The sequence below is a fragment of the Bradyrhizobium zhengyangense genome, assembly GCF_022012555.1.
Classification (GTDB): Bacteria; Pseudomonadota; Alphaproteobacteria; order Rhizobiales; family Xanthobacteraceae; genus Bradyrhizobium; species Bradyrhizobium zhengyangense.
The window spans coordinates 74692-94215 of sequence record NZ_JAKLTZ010000002.1 but is presented as its reverse complement, the minus strand read 5'-3'; the positions used below and the strand labels follow the sequence as shown (position 1 = coordinate 94215).

Here is a 19524-nt window from a genome sequence, read left to right as displayed (position 1 = left end):
GCAGCACTGAGAATGTGGATGCCCGGGACAAGCCCGGGCACGACCATCTCTTGCTAGTGTGCCCCACCCCCTCCGCCCGCCGCCTTCACCCGCCGCGTCAGTAGCACCGCGATCACAGCCAGCACCAGCACGACGCCGATCACGGCAAAGGTGTCGGAGAAGCCCATCACCAGCGCCTGGCGCTTCACTGTCTTACCGAGTGCGATGATGGCCTGCTCGCGGGCGGCGTTGGGGTCGGGCACGCCGTGGGCGATGAAGTAATCCGTCATCTGCGCGATGCGGGTGCGGACCTCTTCGCGGCCGAGCGTCACGGAATGGCCGATGATGTTGGAGTGGAATTGCTCGCGCTTGGTGACGATGGTCGCGAGCACCGCAGTGCCGATGGCGCCGCCGAGGTTGCGCATCATGTTGGAGATACCGGAGGCCGCAGGCGCATCCTGCGGCGCGACGCTGCCGAGGCTGAGCGCCGACAGCGGCGCCAGCGTCAGGGCCTGGCCGACGGCGCGGACGACATTCGGAATGAAGAACTGATCGCCGGAATAGTCGACCGACATCATGATGTTCATGAACGAGCTGGCGGCGAACAGCAGCAGGCCGACGGCAGCGATGTAGCGGGTGTCGAAACGCTGCATCAGCTTCGGCACCAGCGGGATCAACAGCAGCTGCGGCAGGCCCGTCCAGGCCAGCACATTGCCGATCTGCTCGGCATTGTAGCCCTGCACCTGGCCGAGATAGGCCGGCAGCAGATAGACCGAGCCGAACAGCGCGAAGCCGAGGAACACCGCAGCGATAGTGCCGACGCCGAAATTCCACTGTGTCAGCAGGCGGAGGCGGAGCAGCGGCTTCTCGACCACGAGCTCGATGGTGATGAACAGCGACAGGCTGATCGCGGCGATGATTGCAAGCCGCACGATGAAGGGTGAGCCGAACCAGTCGTTCTTGTTACCTTCCTCGAGCACGGCCTGCAGCGAGGCCAGGCCAACTGCCATCGTGGCGATGCCAAACCAGTCGCCTTCACGCAGCAATCCGAGATTCAGGGGAGCACGTTCCAGGGTGAGGAACAGAATGCTCACCATGACCGCAGTCGGCAGCAGGTTGACGAAAAAGATGGTCTGCCAGCCGTAATTCTCGGTCAGATAGCCGCCGATGGTCGGACCGATCGCGGGCGCGAACGTTACGGCCAGCGAGAACATGGCGAGGCCGATCGGCTGCTGACCCTTCGGCAGCTTGGTGAAGACGAGCGTGAAGGCCATCGGGATCAGCACGCCGCCGAAGAAGCCCTGGAAGCCGCGCATCGCGATCATCGAGGGAAGGTCGTGCGTGAAGGCACAGGCAACGGAAAACGCCGCAAACAGCGAGGCAAAGCTCAGCATGATGTTGCGGAACGAGAACACCCGCGACAGATAGTCGGTCAGCGGGATCACGATGATCTCGCCGATCAGATACGACGTCGAGATCCAGGATCCGTTGTCGACACCGGTGCCGATGCCGCCCTCGATGTTGAGCAGCGAGGCATTGGTGATCTGGATGTTCAGGATCGCCATGAAGGCGCCGATCATCGCGGCGAAGACGGCGATCCAGACCGTAGCACTTGCTCTGTTAGGATCGGCGGCGGCGCGATTAGGCGTCGCGGCCGATATGGCTGGTGCTGGCGTCGAGATTGAGAGGCTGTTTGACATGGCACGACCCTCCGGAAACAAGCTTGGCTTTGGGCTTCGTTGAGGGCGTCGTTGCCGCTTGCGCGGTCGGCGCTGAACGGGTTGCGATCGTCGGGATGACGGACATGCCGGGCCGCAGCTCGATCGCAGGCGCGGTCTCGGCGTCCAGCGCGATCTTCACGGGAATGCGCTGCACGATCTTGGTGAAGTTGCCGGTGGCGTTGTCGGGCGGCAGCAGGGCGAACTCCTGGCCGCTGGCCGGCGCGATGGAATCGACATGACCGTGCACCACCTGGCCCGGGAACGTATCGACCTCGATCTCGACCTCTTGTCCGGCGTGGACATGGGTGAGCTGGGTCTCCTTGAAATTGGCAACGACATAGGCGCCCTCGGCGGGCACGATCGACATCAGCTGCGTACCGGCCTGCACGAGCTGGCCGACACGGAGCGTGCGGTTGCCGATGACGCCGTCGATCGGCGCGACGATCGTGGTGTAGCCGAGATTGAGTTCGGCTTGATGCTGAAGCGCGGCGGCGCGGGCGGCCGCGGCGTTGGCCTGCGCGATCTCGGCCTTCAGCAGCTCGACCTGCTTCAGCGCCGAGGCGAGGTTGGCGGTGTCGCGCTGGATCGCAGCTTCGGCGCCGGCGTTGCGTGATTGCGCCTGCTGCGCATTCTGCACGCTGCCATAACCAGTCGCGGCGAGATCGGTGTAACGCTTGTTCTCCTGCTGCGCAAAAGTCTTTGCGGCGGTGTCGACATCGATGGTCGCCCTGGCTGCGGCGATCACCGCATCCTGAACGTCGAGCTGCGCCTGCTTGCTGGCGATCGTCGCATTCGCTGCGGCGACGTCGGCCTTGGCCTGGTCGAGCGCGACGCGGAAGTCGCGGTCGTCGATCCGCGCCAGCACCTGGCCGGCCTTCACATGCTCGTTATCGCCGACCAGAACGCGGTCGAGATAGCCGCTGACCTTCGGCGCGATGGTGGTGTTGTCGGCCTTCACATAGGCGTCATCGGTGGAGACGAGGAAGCGGCCGATGGTCCAGTAATCGTAGCCATACCAGCTGGCACCGGTGAGGGCGGCGAGCGCCACTCCCGCAAGCAACAGCTTACGAAAGCTCAGCTTTTGGCGGGGCGCGGGTTTCTGCGTGACAGGCAAAACACCTTCTGGTGCAGGTGTTGGAACCACGGCGGCATCGGACTTGGTCGGGTTGGTATGGACGGTCATCGCCGCCTCCCTGAATTAGGAAACTTGACGATTTCCAAAATAGGATTAGCGTTGGGACTGTCAATCGAATGACAGGCATCATTTAAAAACATGGCTCAGGCAAAACCGTCATCAGAGTGTCGTCCGCGCGGGCGGCCGCCGGTGCGCAGCGACGAAGAGACGAAGCGGATCGTCATCGAGGCCGCGCGGCACGCCTTCGCGGTCGACGGCTACGCAGCAACCAGCACCGAAGAGCTGGCGCGCGGCGCCGGCATCTCCACCAAGACTCTCTACCGGCTGTTTCCCGGCAAGGCGGCGCTGTTCGAAGCCATGTGCGCTGACAGGCTCGAGCGGTTGCTCTCCGACGTCAATCTCCAGGCCAACAACCAGGCCGACATCGAAACCAGCCTGGCTGCCGTGCTGGTCGCCTGTGCCGATCTCGCACTCGATCCGGAGGTCGTGTCGCTGCAGCGCATGGTGCTGCAGCAATCGGCGACGTTCCCCGACCTTGCTGCGAATTTTTACCGGGATGGCATCGCGCGTACCGCGGCGGCGCTGGCGGGTTGGCTGCGCGATCAAGTCAAGAAGAAGCGCCTCGCGCTTGATAATGTCGATGAAGCCGCCGGCATGATGATCGGCATGATGGTGTCGGCGCCGCAGCGCGCGGCGATCTACGCCTGCCTGACGCTGCCCTCGCGCAAGGAAATCGAGAAGCGGGCACGGGTATGCGCCGCAACTCTTCTCGACGGCTGCCGCGGGGCGTCGCGCTAGCGACGACAGGCTTTGACAACAGGCCGTCGTCCCAATATATGTTTCGCATGCGAAAGAAATTGCCTGAGGCCAGGCATCACCGGCTGATCTACCTCCTGAGCGTCGCGCAACGGCGATTGCAGCGCTGGATGGCGGCGCAGCCGCAAAACGAGGTGACGCCGGCGCAGGCAGGGCTGTTGTTCATCCTCGGCAAGCAGGACGGCGTCCTGATGGGCGAGGCGGGTGCGGCGCTTGATCTCGGCCCGGCCGGCATTTCGGGCCTGGTCGATCGCAGCGCCGCGGCAAAGCTGGTTGAGCGGCGCGCTGATCACGACGACGGCCGCGCCTGGCGCGTGTGGCTGACGCCGAAAGGGCGCCATGTACTGGCGCAGGCGAAAGCCGATACGGCCGCGATCAATGCCGCGCTGACGGAAGGATTTACCAGCGCCGAGATCGATGTCGTCGCGCGTTGGCTGACCAGCATTCAGGACAAGTTTCCAAGAGACTCCATAAGAGACGTGACAAGAGACCCAGATGAATAAGAGGAGATACTCATGACCGAGCATGTGCGAGTTGAAAACAACAACGGAATTCTCACGCTCACTTTGGCGCGCTCCGACAAGAAGAACGCGTTGACGGATGCGATGTACGGCAAGCTTGCCGACGCCATCGAAGCCGCCGAGTCCGACCCGTCCGTGCGCGTGTTGCTGATCCGCGGCGAGGGCGACATGTTCACCGCGGGCAACGACGTCGGCGAATTCGCCGCCGTCGCGTCAGGCAAGTCCGAAGGCAGCCGCAATGTCGGACGCTTCATCCAGTCGCTGGCGCGTTGCACGCGGCCCCTTGTTGCCGCCGTGCAGGGCCGTGCCGTCGGCGTCGGCACCACGATGCTCCTGCATTGCGATCTGGTCGTGCTTGCCGAGAATACGCAGTTGTCGACGCCCTTCGTCAGCTTGGCGCTGGTGCCGGAAGCCGCCTCCAGCCTCCTGATGCCGGCGCGGATCGGCTATGCCCGCGCCTATGAGATGTTTGCACTTGGCGAGACCGTGCCGGCCAAGTCCGCGCTGGAATGGGGCCTCGTCAACCGCGTGGTGCCGCTCGACAAGCTCGATACCGAGGCGCTTGCGCTCGCCCAGCGTCTGGCCCGGCAGCCGGCCGGCGCGCTCATCGCGACCAAGAAGCTGATGCGCAACGGCGAGGCGCTGGTGGCGCAAATGCAGGCCGAGGGCGAGCAGTTCGCGAAGCGTCTGCGCACGGCCGAGGCGCGCGAGGCGTTTACGGCGTTCGCCGAGCGGCGTCCGCCTGATTTCACGAAGGTTTCTTGACGATGCGGACCTGACAAAAGGTTTGGCAAATCGCGAACGACCTGCATTTGACTAAACCCTTAACGGAACATTGGCATGTCGCGATGCAAGGTGGCCTCTCCTGGAAGTAGGCCCCTTGTGACCCATGGCAATGTTTAAGAAATCGGTAAGCTCGCTCCTCCTGACCTTGATGGCCCTGCTGGCGGCCGGCGCGCTCGCCTCTACGGCGATCCAGATGGTCGGGGCCTTCGGCCGCTACAACGACAGTCTCGAGACGGCGCGGCTCGCCGCCGCCGACAAGGCGATCTTCCACGGCGTGCTGTCCCTGCGCAACAATCGCGGCGATGCCCAGAGCGCGATCCTCGGCGACGACGATCCGCGCGCAAAGCTCGCCGAGGCAGAGAAGGCGGAGCAGGGCGGCTATGAGGGCATCAGCGCCGCCCTCGCCACGATCGATTTTGCCCGCCGCGATGAACTGGCAAGCAAGCTGAAGCAGGGCTGGGGTGAGGCCGCGCCGCAATTCCAGCTGTTCTATGATGAAGCCAAGCGTCCGCGCGCCGAGCGCAAGATCGAGCGGACCAACTCCTGGTACGATGCCGTCACCAAGGTGATCGACACCGCAAATCTCGCCTCGACCGCAGTGTCGAACCGGGCCTGGATGAACGATCCCTTCATCGCCCGCATGATCCAGGTCCGCCGCCTCGCCTGGCAGGTGCGCGACCGCTATGGCATCCATTGCTCGGTGCTGCGTTCGAACGTCAACAGCAGCAAGCCGCTTGACGACACCCAGAAGCGCTCGCTGGCGCAATGGGACGGCACCATCGCCTCCGGCTGGGCCGGCATGACCGAGTTGCTGGCCGCGCCAGATGTGACCGCGGAACTGGCCACTTCGGCCAAGGAGGCGAAGGCCAAAACCGACGGCGTTCTCAAGCAGATCGGCGATCTCACCAAGAACTTTGACGGCAGCGGCAAGCCGGCGATGGCGGCGGCGGATTGGAATGCGCTGTGCCAGTCGCCGTTCCCGCTCATTGTCGGTGTCGCGACCAAGGCGCTCGACCAGTCGATCGCGCGAGCCGAGACCGTTCAGGCCAAGGCGCTGACCAATCTCATCGTGCAGTCGCTGGCGTTCCTGGCGGCGCTCGCCGTGACGCTGGCCGGCGTCTATGTCGTGCGCAATCGCCTGATGCGTCCGGTCCGCGCCATTCTCGACGCGATCGCCCGGATCAGCGCACGCGACTACGCGACGCCGGTTCCGCAATCCCGCTATCCCGACGAGTTCGGCACCATGGCCGCCGCGCTTGAAAGCCTGCGCGAGAGCGCGGCCACCGCGGAACGTCTCGGCCAGGAACGCGAATCGCAGCAGGCGCTGCAGCTGGCCCGCTCTGGCACCGTCGACGAGGCGTGCCGGAGCTTCGACGACACCGTGCAGGCGGTGATCCAGAGCGTCGCGGCATCGGCCAAGGAACTCGATGCCACGGCGACCGACGTGCGCACGCTGGTGTCGGAATCGAGCAGCCAGACGGCCGCGGTCTCCTCCGCCGCCGAGCAGGCCACCAACAATCTTGAAAGCATCGCGGCCGCGACCGAGGAGCTCTCGGCCTCCGTCGGCGAAATCTCCGCGCAGGTGCAGTCCAGCGCACGCGATGCGCGCGAAGCGGTGTCGCAGGTCGAGCAGACCAACGCGACGGTCGAAATCCTCGACCAGACCGCCGGCCGTATCAGCGAAGTCGTGAAGATGATCCACGCCATTGCCGGCCAGACCAATCTGCTCGCCTTGAACGCCACCATCGAGGCGGCCCGCGCCGGCGAAGCCGGCCGCGGCTTTGCTGTGGTTGCCGGCGAGGTCAAGAGCCTAGCGTCGCAGACCGCGACCGCGACGGAAGAAATCTCGCGCCAGGTCGAGGAGATTCAGGGCGCGACCGGCCAGGCCGTCGCCGCCATCCGTTCGATCGGGGGCGCCATCAGCGGCATCGACGAGAAGATGACGGCCATTGCCGCCGCGGTCGAACAGCAGCGCGCGGCTACCACGGAGATCTCGCGCAACTTCCAGCATGCCGCCCAGGGCACCCGCGAGGTCACCGACACCATCGGCAGCGTGGCCCAGCTCAACCAGGAGACGGGCAATGCCGGCACGGTGCTGTTCCAGTCCGTGACCAAGATGTCGGCCGACGCCGACCGCCTGCGCGTCGCGGTGGAAGGCTTCCTCGGCGCCGTAAAGTCCGCTTAAGGCCTCATTCCCGGCTCAACGGAACGCGGTTCGGCATTGCCGCGCCTGCCTGCGACCTGTAAATGGTAGCGGTACCAAGCTCTAACGGACGGGACTACAGGGAGATAATTTCGATGCCGGTCACCCCACATAAGGCCCAGCGCCCCTATCGCGGCGTGTTTCCGGTCGCACCCACCATCTTCGACGAGCGCGGCGAGCTCGATCTCGAGGGCCAGCGCCGCTGCATCGACTTCATGATCGATGCCGGCTCGCATGGCATCTGCATCCTTGCCAATTTCTCCGAGCAGTTCGTGCTGACCGATGCCGAGCGCGAGAGCGTCATGCATGCGGTGCTGGAGCAAGTCGCCGGCCGCGTGCCCGTCATCGTCACCACCACTCATTTCAGCTCGGCGGTGTGCGCGGCGCGCAGCAAGCAGGCGGAGGCCGCCGGTGCCGCCATGGTGATGGTGATGCCGCCCTATCACGGCGCCACCTTCCGCGTGCCGGAGAAGGGCATCGTCGAATTCTTCAAGGTGCTCTCGGGCGCGATCGACATCCCGATCATGATCCAGGATGCGCCGGTTGCGGGCACGCCGCTGTCGGTCGAGCTGCTGGCGCGGCTGGCGCGCGAATTCTCCAACATCCGCTATTTCAAGATCGAAGTGCCCGGCGCGGCCGCGAAGCTCCGCAGCCTGATCGAGGTGGGCGGCAAGGAGATCGAGGGCCCCTGGGATGGCGAGGAAGCGATCACGCTGATGGCCGATCTCGACGCGGGCGCGACCGGTGCGATGACCGGCGGCGGCTATCCCGACGGTATCAGGCAGATCATCGATCCTTATTTCGCGGGCGATCGAGAGAAGGCGAAGGCCGCCTATGAACGCTGGCTGCCGCTGATCAACTACGAGAACCGCCAATGCGGCCTGATCGCTTGCAAAGCGATGATGCAGGCTGGGGGCGTGATCAAGTCGGATATGGTCCGCCATCCGCTGCAACCGCTGCATCCGGCGACGAGGGCGGGATTGCTGGAGCTCGCCAAGGAGCGCGACGCGCTGGCGCTGCGGTGGGGGAAGTAGAGCCACGCGCTCAGCCCTTGTAGGGTGGGCAAAGCGGCTTGTCCGCCGTAGCTCGAAAAGCGGAGCGGAAGCGTGCCCACGACCTGCGTATTTTTGAAAAAAGAACGTGGGTACAGCGCTTTGCGCCTTTGCCCGCCCTACGAGACCGGTGCCAGCGTCCACTCGCTGATGATGCGGAAGCACGCCTTCGCATCATCCTGCTTGAACAGCGCAATGCGATCGATCTCCAGCGTATCGAGACCAAGCCCCGCAAATCTCGCTCGCAGCATCTCCAGGATCGGGCCGCGGCGCTCCGCATCGAGCCGTCCGGTCAGGGTCATGTGGAAGCGGAATTCTTCCATCACGTAAGGGTAGCCCCAGCGGTCAAGATGCTCACGCTGCCGCTCGCTGAGCTTTTCGGGTCGGCGACGCGCGCGGTCTTCCGCCGTGAGGATAGGGCGGAAGCAATCAAAATCGCGGGTGCAATCGGCGGCGAGCTGTTGAAGCGCGTCGCCCGGCTCGGCCGGAATGACGGCAATGAAGCCGCTGATGGAATCGACGATTGGGCGGATCACCGGGATCGGGCGCGCCTTGCCGGCGAATGTCGCACAGGCCGCCACGAGTTCGGCCTCGGTCTTGCCTGAGGCCAGCGCCATCGGCGCCTTCAGCGTGCCGTGAAAACCGTATTTGCGGGGATCGGCGGTGACGTCGTGCCAGTCGGCGGCGACGCGCAGGGCGTCGCCGGGAAAGGGCACTTCGTCACCCGTGTAGGCATCATAGCCCAGCAGCTCGGCGCCGAAGCGCGAGAGCGCGTTGTCGGCGCCGGCGGCAAAATAGATCGCGTAGCGGGGGAAGCCTGTCATCCGCAAAGCATAGCCAATTTATGCCGCAACGACAGTCTCGCGCGATGTTGCCGCCATGCCAGCCAGCCGCGCCGCATCGGTGAGATGGACGAGTTTGCCGGCCGCGATGACCGCGACCAGCCGCGGACGCATCGGCGTGCTGTCGTCGACGAGCAGGATGTCGGCGCGACGGCCGGCAGCGAGCGTGCCGCGATCGGTCAGGCCGGTGGCCTCTGCTGGCGCCGACGAGATCAGCTTCCAGGCTTCGTTAAGCGGTAGCACGCCGTCGGCGGCAAGCCGGAATGCGGCGAGCAACGGCGCCGGATAATAATAGTCCGAGGCCAGCACTGTGCAGAGTCCCTTGGCGACCATGTCGGACGCCTTGGTCCAGCCGGTGTGGCTGCCGCCGCGCACGACGTTCGGTGCGCCGTAGACGATGGCATCGCCATGACAAGCGGCCTCGCGCGCCGTCTCCTCGTTGACCGGAAACTCGGCGAGCCTCACGCCCATGTCGCGAAAATTCCGGCGCATCTCCGGCGTCTGATCGTCATGCGAGAGCATCCGCACCTCAGCCGCGCGCGCCGCTGCTGCGAGCCGGGTGATCGAGGCCGGAACATCGGCCGCGCGCGAGACGATATGCGCGACGAGCTGGTCGAAATCCTCGCTCGACAGGCCAGTGCGCTCCACCATGCGGTTGCGCTTGCGTGGATTCGAGATGTCGGCAACGACCCCGTCCATGTGGTCGTTGAAGGCGAACAGGTCGACGCGGCCCTCGGCCAGCCACTGTCTTATCTCGGCCTCCGCATCGAGATTGTAGGTCTCGTGCCGCAGATGGAAACGGGTGTCGGCGGCGAAGTGAGGACGCTGCCGCTCGATCGCCTCGAGTAGGCGCCTGGCATTGTCGCCGCTGCGCAGGCCCGGCTCCCACGACCAGGTGGTGGCATGGAAGACTGTGGTGATGCCGTTGCCGATGACCTGGCGGTCGGTATCGGCTAGCGCGACGTCGATCGGGAAATCGACGCCGGCGCGCGGCATCATCTGCCGCTCGAAGGCATCGCCATGCAGGTCGACGATGCCGGGCAGCACCAGCAAATTGCGCGCGTCGATCGCCATGAGCGCGCGGCCGCGAGGTGCATCGATCTGCGCAATATCGGTTCCGAATGTGGTGAGCGATGTTTCGGCAAGCTCGGAGCCAATCAGGGTCCGGCCACCCTCGATGAAAATGTCTGTCACGCGACCGCGCTTCGTTTGCTGGAAGAGGAACTTGCTTCTGCTTCGTATGCCGACAGGAAATCTTCAATTGCGAGCTTGCGGAAATTGGGCAGCGCGTCACGCAATTTGTCGTGATCCCAATCCCACCATGCCAGCTTGGCGAGCCGTCCGGCAACCTCCTCCGAGAACCGTCGCCGCAAGATGCGCGCCGGATTGCCGGCGACAATGGTATAGGCCGGCACGTCCTTGGTGACGATGGCACCGGCCGCGATGACCGCGCCGGTGCCGATGTTGCGGCCCGGCAGCACCACCGCCCCATGGCCGATCCAGACGTCGTGGCCGATGTGAACGTGATGCTGGCGCCGCCAGTCGAAGAACTCGTGGTCGTCGCTCTCGCCCGGAAAATAGGCACTGGAGCGGTAGGTGAAATGTGCCTGCGTGGCGCGGTGCATCGGGTGGTTGCCGGGATTGATGCGCGTCATCGCCGCGATCGAGCAGAACTTTCCGATGGTGGTGTAGGTGATCTGCGCGTCGTTGACGACGTAGGAGTAATCCCCCATCACCACCTCGTGAAGGATGGTGCGCGCTCCGACCTCGGTATAGGCGCCGAGCCTGACCACGTGCAGCTTCGCCGAAGGATCGATGGTCGGCTCGACCGATAGCACCTTGGCCATGTTGCATCCGGACGTTCGAGGGCGGGGCGCTCGTCTTCGAGTGGCTTGATGACATCATCATGACGATGCGATGACAGGGGATGAAGTGTGTAGGATCGCCGCACCGCATTGTGCATGTCACACAAGTGTCAACCGCCGAGGATAGCGGTGGGCTCCAGCTACTCTGGAGCCCTGCATGCTGGTGGTTGAAGGTCTGACGTGCTGCTTCGGCGCAAAAGCCGCGGTGGACGAGGCTTCGTTTCAAATCTCCCCCGGCGGCTTCGTCGGCGTGATCGGGCGCTCCGGCGCCGGCAAGTCGACGCTATTGCGAACCATCAATCGTCTGGTGACGCCGACGCAAGGCCGCATCCTGTTCGACGGCCTCGACGTGACGGCGCTGCGCGGCAAGGAGTTGCGGCAGTGGCGGGCGCGATCGGCGATGATCTTTCAACAGTTCAATCTGGTCGGCCGGCTGGACGTGCTGACTAATGTGCTGATGGGACGCCTCGCCACCATGCCGGCCTGGCGTTCCCTGTCGCAGATCTGGCCCGAGCAGGACAAGGCGCTCGCCATGTCGGCCCTCGAACAGTTCGATATCGCCGCGCTGGCCGCCCAGCGCGCCGACCAGCTCTCCGGCGGCCAGCAACAGCGCGTCGCGATCGCGCGGGCGCTGGTACAGCAGCCCGACATTATCCTCGCCGATGAACCGATTGCCTCGCTCGATCCGCGCAACACCAAGATCGTCATGGATGCGCTGCTGCGCATCAACAAGCATTTCGGCATCACCGTGCTTTGCAACCTGCATTCGCTCGACCTGGCGCGCAGCTATTGCGATCGCCTGATCGGTATGGCAGCGGGCCGGGTGGTGTTCGACGGCGCGCCGTCCGCGCTGACTGACCTTGTCGCGCGTGAGCTCTACGACCTCGAAGCCGCCGATGTCATGGGCGGCACATCCGCCCCGGCGCCCGAGGCCGTCCCGGCACTCGGAACGGCAGCGGCGGCCTGAGCGGCTCCGCATCGCTACTTTCGCTTCAACCGACCTCAACCTGGGAAGAGGACTAATATGATCACTCGCAGACTCATTCTTGCCGGCGCCGCCGCACTGACCTTTGCCGGATCCGCTTCCGCCGAAGACTGGAAGACGAAATATCCGGAGATCACCTTCGCCGCCATTCCGGCCGAGAACGGCTCGGGCGTGACCGAGCGTTATGGCCCCTTCATCAACTATCTGTCGAAGGAGCTCGGCGTGAAGGTGACGCTGCGCGTCGCCAATGACTACGCCGCCCTCATCGAAGGCCAGCGCGCCGGCAACATCCACATCGGCTATTACGGTCCGGCTTCCTTCGCGCGTGCCCGTCTCACCGGCGTCAAGACCGACGCTTTCGTCATCGACGTCAACTCTGACGGCTCGAAGGGTTACTACTCGGTATTCTACGTGCTGGCGAAGTCTCCGTACCAGAAGATCGAGGATCTCAAGGGCAAGAATCTCGGCCTGGTCGACCCGAACTCGACCTCGGGCAACAACATGCCCCGCTTCAAGCTGAACGCGATGGGGATCGATCCGGACGCTTACTTCTCCAAGGTCGTCTTCACCGGCAGCCACGAGAACGCGGTTCTTGCTCTCGCCCAGGGCACCGTCGACGTCGCCGCCAATTGGTGGAACGCCGACGATGATTCCAACCTGACTCGCATGCTCAACAAGGGCATGGTGAAGTCGCCCGATGGCGCCGTGATGAAGAAGGAGGACTTCCGCATCATCGTGAAGTCCGACCTCATCATCAACTCGCCCTATGCCTATCTCAGCGATCTGCCTGAAGACATGAAGGCAGCGATCAAGAAGGCCTTCATCGACGCGGCGACCAAGGACCCCGAGGCGTTCAAGAAGCTCTCCGACGGCAAGAACAAGCCGTGGGAGCCGGTCGCCAACGACGATTACAACAAGACCATCGAGCTGATTAAGTTCGTCGACAATCTGCGTAAGAAGGCGTCCTGAGCTCGTCGGGACGACGCACTGGAGCCGGGGCGATGGACCCGGCTCTTTTTCTTGATGGACCCGTATTCTCGATGACGGTTGCGGTTTCGATCCTTCCCGAGCAGCAACTCGCTGCCCTGAACGCCGCGTATAGCAAGGCGCTCGCGCGCAAGCGCTTGCGCCTGCTGGCGGGCTTCGCCGTCTTCGTTGCCGCGCTGATCGTGGCGTCGATCGGCGCCGAAGTGAACTTGCGTACTTTCTTCACTTATTTCGGCAACTTCATCAGCTATTTCGACCGTATCCTCACCCTCGACAGCGGCCAGCGGGTCTGGACCAATTTTGGCGAATGGTTCTGGGGCCTGCGCAAATGGCTGAAGCTGCTCGGCGAGACGCTGCTGATCTCCTATGTCGGGACGCTGATCGGCGCCGTTCTCGCCTTCCTGCTGAATTTCTTCTCCGCTGAGAACACCTCGCCCGCGCCCTGGTTGCGCTTCACCGTCCGGCGCCTGCTGGAATTCGCCCGCACGGTGCCAGGTATCGTCTTCGCGCTGATCTTCGTCATGGCCTTCGGCCTCGGTCCGGTGGCGGGCGTGCTCGCGATCGCGATCCACTCCACCGGCGCTCTCGGCAAGCAGTTTTCCGAGATCGTCGAGAACGCCGACATGAAGCCGGTCGAAGGCATCCGCTCGACCGGCGCGAGCTGGATCTCCTGCATGCGCTTTGCGATCCTGCCGCAGGTCTCCGCGGGCTATGCCAGCTACGCGCTGCTGCGTTTCGAGATCAATGTGCGCGAGGCCTCGGTGATGGGCTTTGTCGGCGCCGGCGGCATCGGGCAGGAGCTGATCGTCGCTATCAGAAAATTCTACTACTCCGACGTCAGCGCCATCCTTGTGACCATCATCGTCACGGTCTTCCTGATCGACATCACCACCGGCTGGGTGCGCGCCCACCTGTTCGGCAAGGAGGCGCGGAATTGAGCAAGCCGCAGGACGTCGACACCGCGGAGCTCCGCGCGCGCTATCCCGATGTCTTCAACCGTCCGGCATCGGCGCGCCTGGCGACGCCGTCGATGCTCGTCGCGGCGCTTGCGATCTTCGTGTTCGGCCTGGTCGATCTCGATTTCTCGCCGTCGCGTTTCATCACGGGGCTGAGCCAGCTCGGCTGGATCAGCATGATGATGATGCCGCCTGATCCCGGCTCGTCGCTGCCGCTCTATCTGCAGGCGCTGGGCGAGACGCTCTCTATCGCGTTGCTCGGCACCACGCTTGCCGCCCTCCTCGCGCTGCCGGTCAGCCTGCTGGCCGCCCGCAATATCGTGCCTCACATCGTCCGCTTTCCAGTGCGGCGGTTCCTTGATTCGATCCGCGGCGTCGACACGTTGATCTGGGCGCTGGTCTGGATCAACGTCGTCGGGCTCGGTCCGTTCGCCGGCGTGCTCGCCATCGCGGTGTCGGATTTCGGCGCATTCGGAAAACTGTTCTCGGAAGCGATCGAAGGCGCCGACCAGAGGCAGGTCGAGGGGATCCGTGCCTCCGGCGGCAGCGCGCTGCACGAGATCCGTTTCGGACTGCTGCCGCAGGTGCTGCCTGTCATCGCCGGCCAGGTGCTGTATTTCATCGAGTCGAACACGCGCTCGGCCACCATCATCGGCATCGTCGGCGCCGGCGGCATCGGCCTCCAGCTCGCTGAGCAGATTCGCGTGCTGGAATGGCAGAAGGTGTCGTTCCTGATCCTGATGATCCTGGTCGCCGTTGCCGCGATCGATTTCATCTCGGGCAAGCTGCGGTTTGCGATCATTGGACGAAGGGCCGTCGCCTAAGCGCAGGTGCCGTAGGGTGGGCAAAGCGGAGCGTGCCCACCACTTCTCTCGAATCATGGAAAGATCGTGGGCACCGGCGCAAGAGCGCCTTTGCCCAGCCTGCGGCACCGTTTTCGTGGAGAGAGCGGCCGGCCCTACGGCTCGACCAGAAACTCTACCCGCTCCGCCGCAAAGCGCGAATGCTTCGTCACCAGCGGCTTGCCCTCGAGATCGAGGTCCGTCGCGTCGACCACCAGGATCGGCCGCCCGAGCGGCAGGTCGAGCCGCGCGGCATCGGTCGCATCGATGATGCCGGCGGTGATCCTGGTCGCACCGCGGCGATAGTCGCGGATCCCGTAATGCTCGAGCATCTTCGTCATCGAGCGCGTGGCTGAAAACACCGTGCCGGCGCCTGGAAACCGCTCCGCCGACAGCCAGGTCGTGGAGACGCAGATCGGCGTGCGATCGGCGAGGCGGATGGCCTCGATCCGCACCAGCGGCGCGCCGGTCTTCAAACCCAGTTCGCGCGCCAGTTCGCGGGTTGCGACATCCTCTGACGCCTCAATCAGGCGGCCATGCGGCTCGCGGCCTTCGGCGCCGACGATCTCCGAGAAGCGCGTGCGCGAGCGCAAGGGATAGGCGAGCTTCTGCGCCTCGACATAGGTTCCGCTGCCGCGCTCGGCGCGCACGATGCCGCGCTCGGCAAGGGCTGCGAGCGCGCGCCGCACGGTGTGCCTGTTGACGCGATAAGTTTCCGCGATCTCCATCTCGCCCGGCAATTTGTCGCCGGCGGCAAAACGGCCGTCGGCGATGCCGCGCTCGATGCCGTCGGCAACGAGGCGCCACAGCGCGACGCCTGAAGAGGCGGTGTCCTGCATACTCATGTCGGCGGCCAGCCTAGCCCGGAAATCACACGTTTGTCACGAAACAGTCATGGCGCTTCCGTATCAAGTTGTCTATTATCATAGACAACTTGAGTTCGACAAGAGTCGGTGGATTCGGTGAGCCAACACAACACCCAGCAAGCCCAGCGCAAGGCCGCCATGGCCGTGCTGGCGCACGCGGAGGCGGGCGAGATCGCCGCCCGTCTCCGCACAATCTCCTTGCCTGGTCATCAGGATTTACGCGAACCGGAGAATGGTCTGGTGATGCTGCGCGGCCGGGTCGGCGGCGATGGCGCGCCTTTCAATCTCGGTGAGGCCACGGTGTCCCGCGCAGCGGTGCGGCTTGCGAGCGGCGAGGTTGGTTTCGGCTACACGCTTGGGCGAAATAGCGAGAAGGCGCGGCTGATCGCCCTGTGCGACGCATTGGTGCAGTCGCGCGACTTCGGCGCCGCCGTCGAACGCGACGTAATCGCACCGTTGCGCGAGCAGCTTATGGTCAGACGCAAGCAGCAGGCCGAAGAGACCGCTGCGACGAAGGTTGATTTCTACACCATGGTGCGCGGTGAAGGGTGAGGCCATGACAACGATTGCGGAACTGCCGCCGGGGTTCGTCGACAAGGTGTTGTCGGCGCAATCGACCTTTCGCTCGGTCATGGACGCGATGGCGCGGCCGGGTGCGGTCCAGCGCATCGTGCCGATGGCGGGAACACCTGAAACGATGATGCGCGGCACTGCCGCGATCGCGCTGACCCTGTTCGATCACGACACCCCGCTCTGGCTCGATGCGCGCATGGCTGAGAGCACTGACGTCCTGAAGTGGCTCAAATTCCACACCGGTGCGCCGGTGATCCATGATTGCTCCATCGTGGCTTTCGCGCTGATCAGCGACGGCGTGTTGCTGCCCAATCTCGAGCGTTTCGCGCTGGGCACCAACGAATATCCAGACCGTTCGACCACCGTCATCCTTCAGGTCGAGAGCCTGGATTCGGGGCAAAACTTCGAGCTCCGCGGCCCCGGCATCGACGGCGTCGCGACGCTCCAGGCCGCGTTCAAGCCTTTCGATTTGTTCGAGCAGCTGCGCTTCAATGAGACTCTGTTTCCGCGCGGCATCGACGTGGTGCTGGTCGCCGACGATGCCGTGGTTGCGATCCCGCGCACCACGCGTGTCATGAGCAAGGGAGGCTGATGCATGTATGTCGCAGTCAAAGGCGGCGAACGCGCCATCGAGAACGCCCATCGCCTGCTCGCCAATGCCAGGCGCGGCGACCAAAGCGTTGCGGAAGTCTCGCTCGACCAGATCTCGGAACAGCTTGGGCTCGCCGTCGACCGCGTCATGAGCGAAGGTTCGCTCTATGACCGCGAGCTCGCGGCGCTCGCGATCAAGCAGGCACGCGGCGATCTGATCGAGGCGATCTTCCTGGTCCGCGCCTTCCGCGCCACCCTGCCGCGCTTTGGCGCCAGCGAGCCGGTCGACACCGGCGCGATGCGGGTGCAGCGGCGGGTGTCCTCGACCTTCAAGGACATTCCGGGCGGCCAGATCCTCGGGCCCACCTTCGACTATACCCATCGCCTGCTCGATCCCTCGCTCGCCCAGGGCTTTGTGCCGGAAGCGCCGGCCGTGGCCGAAGCATCCACGGCGCCGACGCCGCGCGTGACCGACATTCTCGGCCGCGACGGGCTGATCGAATCATCGCCGCAGGCCGAAGACGGCGCCAGCGTCGGCGATCTCACGCGAGAGCCGCTGAACTTTCCGGCGGACCGCGACCTGCGCCTGCAAAATCTCGCCCGTGGCGACGAAGGCTTTCTGCTGGCGATGGGCTACTCCACCCAGCGCGGCTACGGCCGCAACCATCCCTTCGCCGGCGAGATCCGCTTCGGCGAGGTCGAGGTGGAGTTCGCTGCCGAAGACGTTGGCTTCGCCGTGCCTCTCGGTTCTATCGAGCTGACCGAGTGCCAGATGGTCAACCAGTTCAAGGGCTCGGCCACGGAAGCACCGTGCTTCACCCGCGGCTATGGCCTTGCCTTCGGCCAGAGCGAGCGCAAGACCATGTCGATGGCACTGGTCGACCGGGCGCTGCGTGCCCGCGAGCTCGGTGAAGAGGCCTTGGCCCCTGCGCAAGATGAAGAATTCGTGTTGTCGCATTCGGACAACGTGCAGGCGACCGGCTTCGTCGAGCACCTCAAGCTGCCGCACTATGTCGACTTCCAGTCCGAGCTCGGCCTTTTGCGCAAGCTGCGCAAGGAATTTGCCGAAGCCTCTCCCGATGCCGACGCGCCCGATGCCATGAAGGAGGCCGCGGAATGAACGCGCCCGCCTACAACTTCGCCTACTTGGACGAACAGACCAAGCGGATGATCCGCCGCGCCATCCTGAAAGCGATCGCGATCCCCGGTTACCAGGTCCCGTTCGCCAGCCGCGAAATGCCGATGCCGTATGGCTGGGGCACCGGCGGCGTGCAGGTGACAGCTGCGATCCTGGGACCGCGGGACGTGCTGAAGGTGATCGATCAGGGGTCTGACGACACCACCAACGCGATCTCGATCCGCAAATTCTTCGCCAAGACCGCCGGCGTCGCCACGACGACGTCGACCGACGAGGCGACCGTGATCCAGACGCGCCACCGCATCCCGGAAGCGTCGCTGCACCAAAGCCAGGTGCTGGTCTATCAGGTGCCGATCCCCGAACCGTTACGCTTCCTCGAGCCGCGCGAGACCGAGACGCGGCGCATGCATGCGCTTGCCGAATACGGCCTGATGCATGTGAAGCTCTACGAGGACATCGCCCGCTTCGGCCACATCGCGACCGCCTACGCCTATCCGGTGAAGGTGAACGCGCGCTACGTGATGGATCCGTCGCCGACGCCGAAATTCGATAATCCCAAGATGGATAATTGCCCGGCATTGCAATTGTTCGGCGCCGGCCGCGAGAAACGCATCTATGCGATCCCGCCTTATACCCAAGTGGTGTCGCTCGATTTCGAGGATCACCCGTTCGAGCCGTACCGCTTCAACGCGCCCTGCGCGCTGTGCGGCGCCGAAAATTCCTACCTCGACGAGATCGTCACCGACGACAAGGGCAGTCGCATGTTCGTCTGCTCGGACACCGACTATTGCGAGGGACGTCAGGCCGCCGGCCATCACGGTGCGCTGAGTGCTGCGCCGTACAAGGACAAGGCGCGGGGAGAAGCAAATGGCTGATCAGGACCTTCTTGAAACCGATCAGCCGCTGCTGATCGCCGATCGCCTCAGCAAGTCCTACGGCCGCATCGTCGCCTGCCGTGATGTGTCGTTTGCGCTCTATCCCGGCGAGGTGCTGGCGATCGTCGGCGAATCCGGGTCCGGCAAGTCGACGCTGTTGCAGATGCTATCGGGCCAGCTCGCGGCGAGCGGCGGTGGTGTGTCCTATCGGATGCGCGACGGCGTCACCCGCGATCTCGCCGCGCTCGGCGAGGCCGAGCGGCGCCTGCTGTTCCGCACCGATTGGGGCTTTGTGCACCAGGATCCGGCACAGGGCCTGCGCATGGCGGTCTCGGCCGGCGCCAATGTCGGGGAGCGGCTGATGGCCGTGGGCTGGAACCATTACGGCCGCATTCGCGAGAGCGCTTCCGACTGGCTCACGCGCGTCGAGATCGACGTCGCGCGTATCGACGATGCACCGCGCACCTATTCCGGCGGCATGCGTCAGCGTCTGCAGATCGCCCGCAACCTCGTCACCGGCCCGCGGCTGGTGTTCATGGACGAGCCGACCGGCGGGCTGGATGTTTCTGTGCAGGCGCGTCTGCTTGATCTCCTGCGCAATCTCGTCGCCGAATTGCATCTCGCTGTGGTCATCGTCACCCACGATCTCGCGGTCGCACGGCTGTTGTCGCATCGCGTGATGGTGATGAAGGGCGGCTGCGTCATCGAGACAGGTCTCACCGACCAGGTGCTCGACGACCCGCGCGAGCCCTACACCCAGCTCCTCGTTTCCTCGATTCTGCCGCCATGAA

Annotated in this window: 20 protein-coding genes; 14 read left to right on the top strand and 6 right to left on the bottom strand. The window is 64.5% G+C overall.

The features are described 5' to 3' along the window. Positions 1 to 53: 53 nt before the first annotated feature. Positions 54 to 1679: an MDR family MFS transporter gene (locus L6639_RS05710; protein ID WP_276575747.1), complete on the bottom strand. Its 1626-nt coding sequence runs from the start codon at positions 1677 to 1679 to the stop codon at positions 54 to 56. Then, on the bottom strand, positions 1621 to 2883 hold the full coding sequence (locus tag L6639_RS05705) for an HlyD family secretion protein (protein WP_237859657.1): 1263 nt from the start codon (positions 2881 to 2883) through the stop codon (positions 1621 to 1623). Before L6639_RS05705 ends, L6639_RS05710 begins: the two co-directional genes overlap by 59 nt. A gap of 141 nt (positions 2884 to 3024) precedes the next feature. Between L6639_RS05705 and L6639_RS05700 the strand changes: the two genes are divergently transcribed. The 5 genes from L6639_RS05700 (at position 3025) to L6639_RS05680 (ending at position 8195) form a co-directional block, all read left to right on the top strand. Continuing rightward, positions 3025 to 3633, top strand: coding sequence for a TetR/AcrR family transcriptional regulator (locus L6639_RS05700; protein ID WP_237859655.1), 609 nt, complete (start codon positions 3025 to 3027; stop codon positions 3631 to 3633). 47 nt (positions 3634 to 3680) lie between these two features. Continuing rightward, a complete protein-coding gene (locus L6639_RS05695; protein WP_237859653.1) occupies positions 3681 to 4154 on the top strand; it encodes a MarR family winged helix-turn-helix transcriptional regulator in 474 nt (157 codons plus the stop codon). Positions 4155 to 4166: 12 nt separating this feature from the next. Continuing rightward, the gene (locus L6639_RS05690) at positions 4167 to 4937 is read left to right on the top strand and encodes an enoyl-CoA hydratase (protein ID WP_237859651.1); all 771 of its coding nucleotides are present in this window, start codon (positions 4167 to 4169) and stop codon (positions 4935 to 4937) included. Between the two features lie 124 nt (positions 4938 to 5061). Next, entirely contained in the window at positions 5062 to 7143 is a 2082-nt protein-coding gene (locus L6639_RS05685) for a methyl-accepting chemotaxis protein (RefSeq protein ID WP_237859650.1), read from the top strand. Between the two features lie 113 nt (positions 7144 to 7256). After that, positions 7257 to 8195, top strand: coding sequence for a dihydrodipicolinate synthase family protein (locus L6639_RS05680; protein ID WP_237859649.1), 939 nt, complete (start codon positions 7257 to 7259; stop codon positions 8193 to 8195). A gap of 137 nt (positions 8196 to 8332) precedes the next feature. On the opposite strand, the gene L6639_RS05675 is transcribed toward L6639_RS05680, so the two are convergent. The 3 genes from L6639_RS05675 to L6639_RS05665 are packed head-to-tail and all read right to left on the bottom strand — an operon-like array spanning position 8333 to position 10902. Beyond that, positions 8333 to 9037: a DUF1045 domain-containing protein gene (locus tag L6639_RS05675; protein ID WP_237859648.1), complete on the bottom strand. Its 705-nt coding sequence runs from the start codon at positions 9035 to 9037 to the stop codon at positions 8333 to 8335. Between the two features lie 18 nt (positions 9038 to 9055). Further along, a complete protein-coding gene (locus tag L6639_RS05670) occupies positions 9056 to 10249 on the bottom strand; it encodes an alpha-D-ribose 1-methylphosphonate 5-triphosphate diphosphatase (RefSeq protein WP_237859647.1) in 1194 nt (397 codons plus the stop codon). Beyond that, positions 10246 to 10902 carry an LbetaH domain-containing protein gene (locus L6639_RS05665; RefSeq protein ID WP_237859645.1) on the bottom strand — a complete coding sequence of 219 codons (657 nt, stop codon included), beginning with the start codon at positions 10900 to 10902 and terminating at the stop codon, positions 10246 to 10248. Before L6639_RS05665 ends, L6639_RS05670 begins: the two co-directional genes overlap by 4 nt. A gap of 175 nt (positions 10903 to 11077) precedes the next feature. Here L6639_RS05665 and phnC point away from each other — a divergent pair, with 175 nt between their 5' ends. The 4 genes from phnC to phnE (L6639_RS05645) all read left to right on the top strand — a co-directional run bounded on the left by phnC (position 11078) and on the right by phnE (L6639_RS05645) (position 14672). Beyond that, positions 11078 to 11887: a phosphonate ABC transporter ATP-binding protein gene (phnC, locus tag L6639_RS05660; RefSeq protein WP_237859643.1), complete on the top strand. Its 810-nt coding sequence runs from the start codon at positions 11078 to 11080 to the stop codon at positions 11885 to 11887. 57 nt (positions 11888 to 11944) lie between these two features. After that, a complete protein-coding gene (phnD, locus tag L6639_RS05655; RefSeq protein WP_237859640.1) occupies positions 11945 to 12874 on the top strand; it encodes a phosphonate ABC transporter substrate-binding protein in 930 nt (309 codons plus the stop codon). Positions 12875 to 12945: 71 nt separating this feature from the next. After that, positions 12946 to 13830: a phosphonate ABC transporter, permease protein PhnE gene (gene phnE / locus L6639_RS05650; RefSeq protein ID WP_237861283.1), complete on the top strand. Its 885-nt coding sequence runs from the start codon at positions 12946 to 12948 to the stop codon at positions 13828 to 13830. Then, complete coding sequence (gene phnE, locus L6639_RS05645; RefSeq protein ID WP_237859638.1) at positions 13827 to 14672, top strand: phosphonate ABC transporter, permease protein PhnE; 846 nt, start codon at positions 13827 to 13829, stop codon at positions 14670 to 14672. The genes phnE (L6639_RS05650) and phnE (L6639_RS05645) overlap by 4 nt, the downstream gene beginning before the upstream one ends. 134 nt (positions 14673 to 14806) lie before the next feature. On the opposite strand, the gene phnF is transcribed toward phnE (L6639_RS05645), so the two are convergent. Next, on the bottom strand, positions 14807 to 15535 hold the full coding sequence (gene phnF, locus L6639_RS05640; RefSeq protein WP_237859636.1) for a phosphonate metabolism transcriptional regulator PhnF: 729 nt from the start codon (positions 15533 to 15535) through the stop codon (positions 14807 to 14809). 159 nt (positions 15536 to 15694) lie between these two features. On the opposite strand from phnF, the gene phnG reads away from it, so the two are divergent. Genes phnG through phnK form a run of 5 tightly spaced genes read left to right on the top strand, consistent with a single transcriptional unit; the run spans position 15695 to position 19523 of the window. Next, entirely contained in the window at positions 15695 to 16108 is a 414-nt protein-coding gene (gene phnG, locus L6639_RS05635; protein WP_249798114.1) for a phosphonate C-P lyase system protein PhnG, read from the top strand. 4 nt (positions 16109 to 16112) lie between these two features. Next, positions 16113 to 16721 (top strand): phosphonate C-P lyase system protein PhnH, encoded by a 609-nt coding sequence (gene phnH / locus L6639_RS05630; RefSeq protein ID WP_237859632.1) that lies wholly within the window; start codon positions 16113 to 16115, stop codon positions 16719 to 16721. A 3-nt stretch (positions 16722 to 16724) separates the two neighbouring features. Next, on the top strand, positions 16725 to 17840 hold the full coding sequence (locus tag L6639_RS05625; RefSeq protein WP_237859630.1) for a carbon-phosphorus lyase complex subunit: 1116 nt from the start codon (positions 16725 to 16727) through the stop codon (positions 17838 to 17840). Beyond that, a complete protein-coding gene (locus L6639_RS05620; RefSeq protein ID WP_237859628.1) occupies positions 17837 to 18733 on the top strand; it encodes an alpha-D-ribose 1-methylphosphonate 5-phosphate C-P-lyase PhnJ in 897 nt (298 codons plus the stop codon). The genes L6639_RS05625 and L6639_RS05620 overlap by 4 nt, the downstream gene beginning before the upstream one ends. Then, entirely contained in the window at positions 18726 to 19523 is a 798-nt protein-coding gene (phnK, locus tag L6639_RS05615; RefSeq protein WP_237859626.1) for a phosphonate C-P lyase system protein PhnK, read from the top strand. Before L6639_RS05620 ends, phnK begins: the two co-directional genes overlap by 8 nt. Position 19524 lies beyond the last annotated feature (1 nt).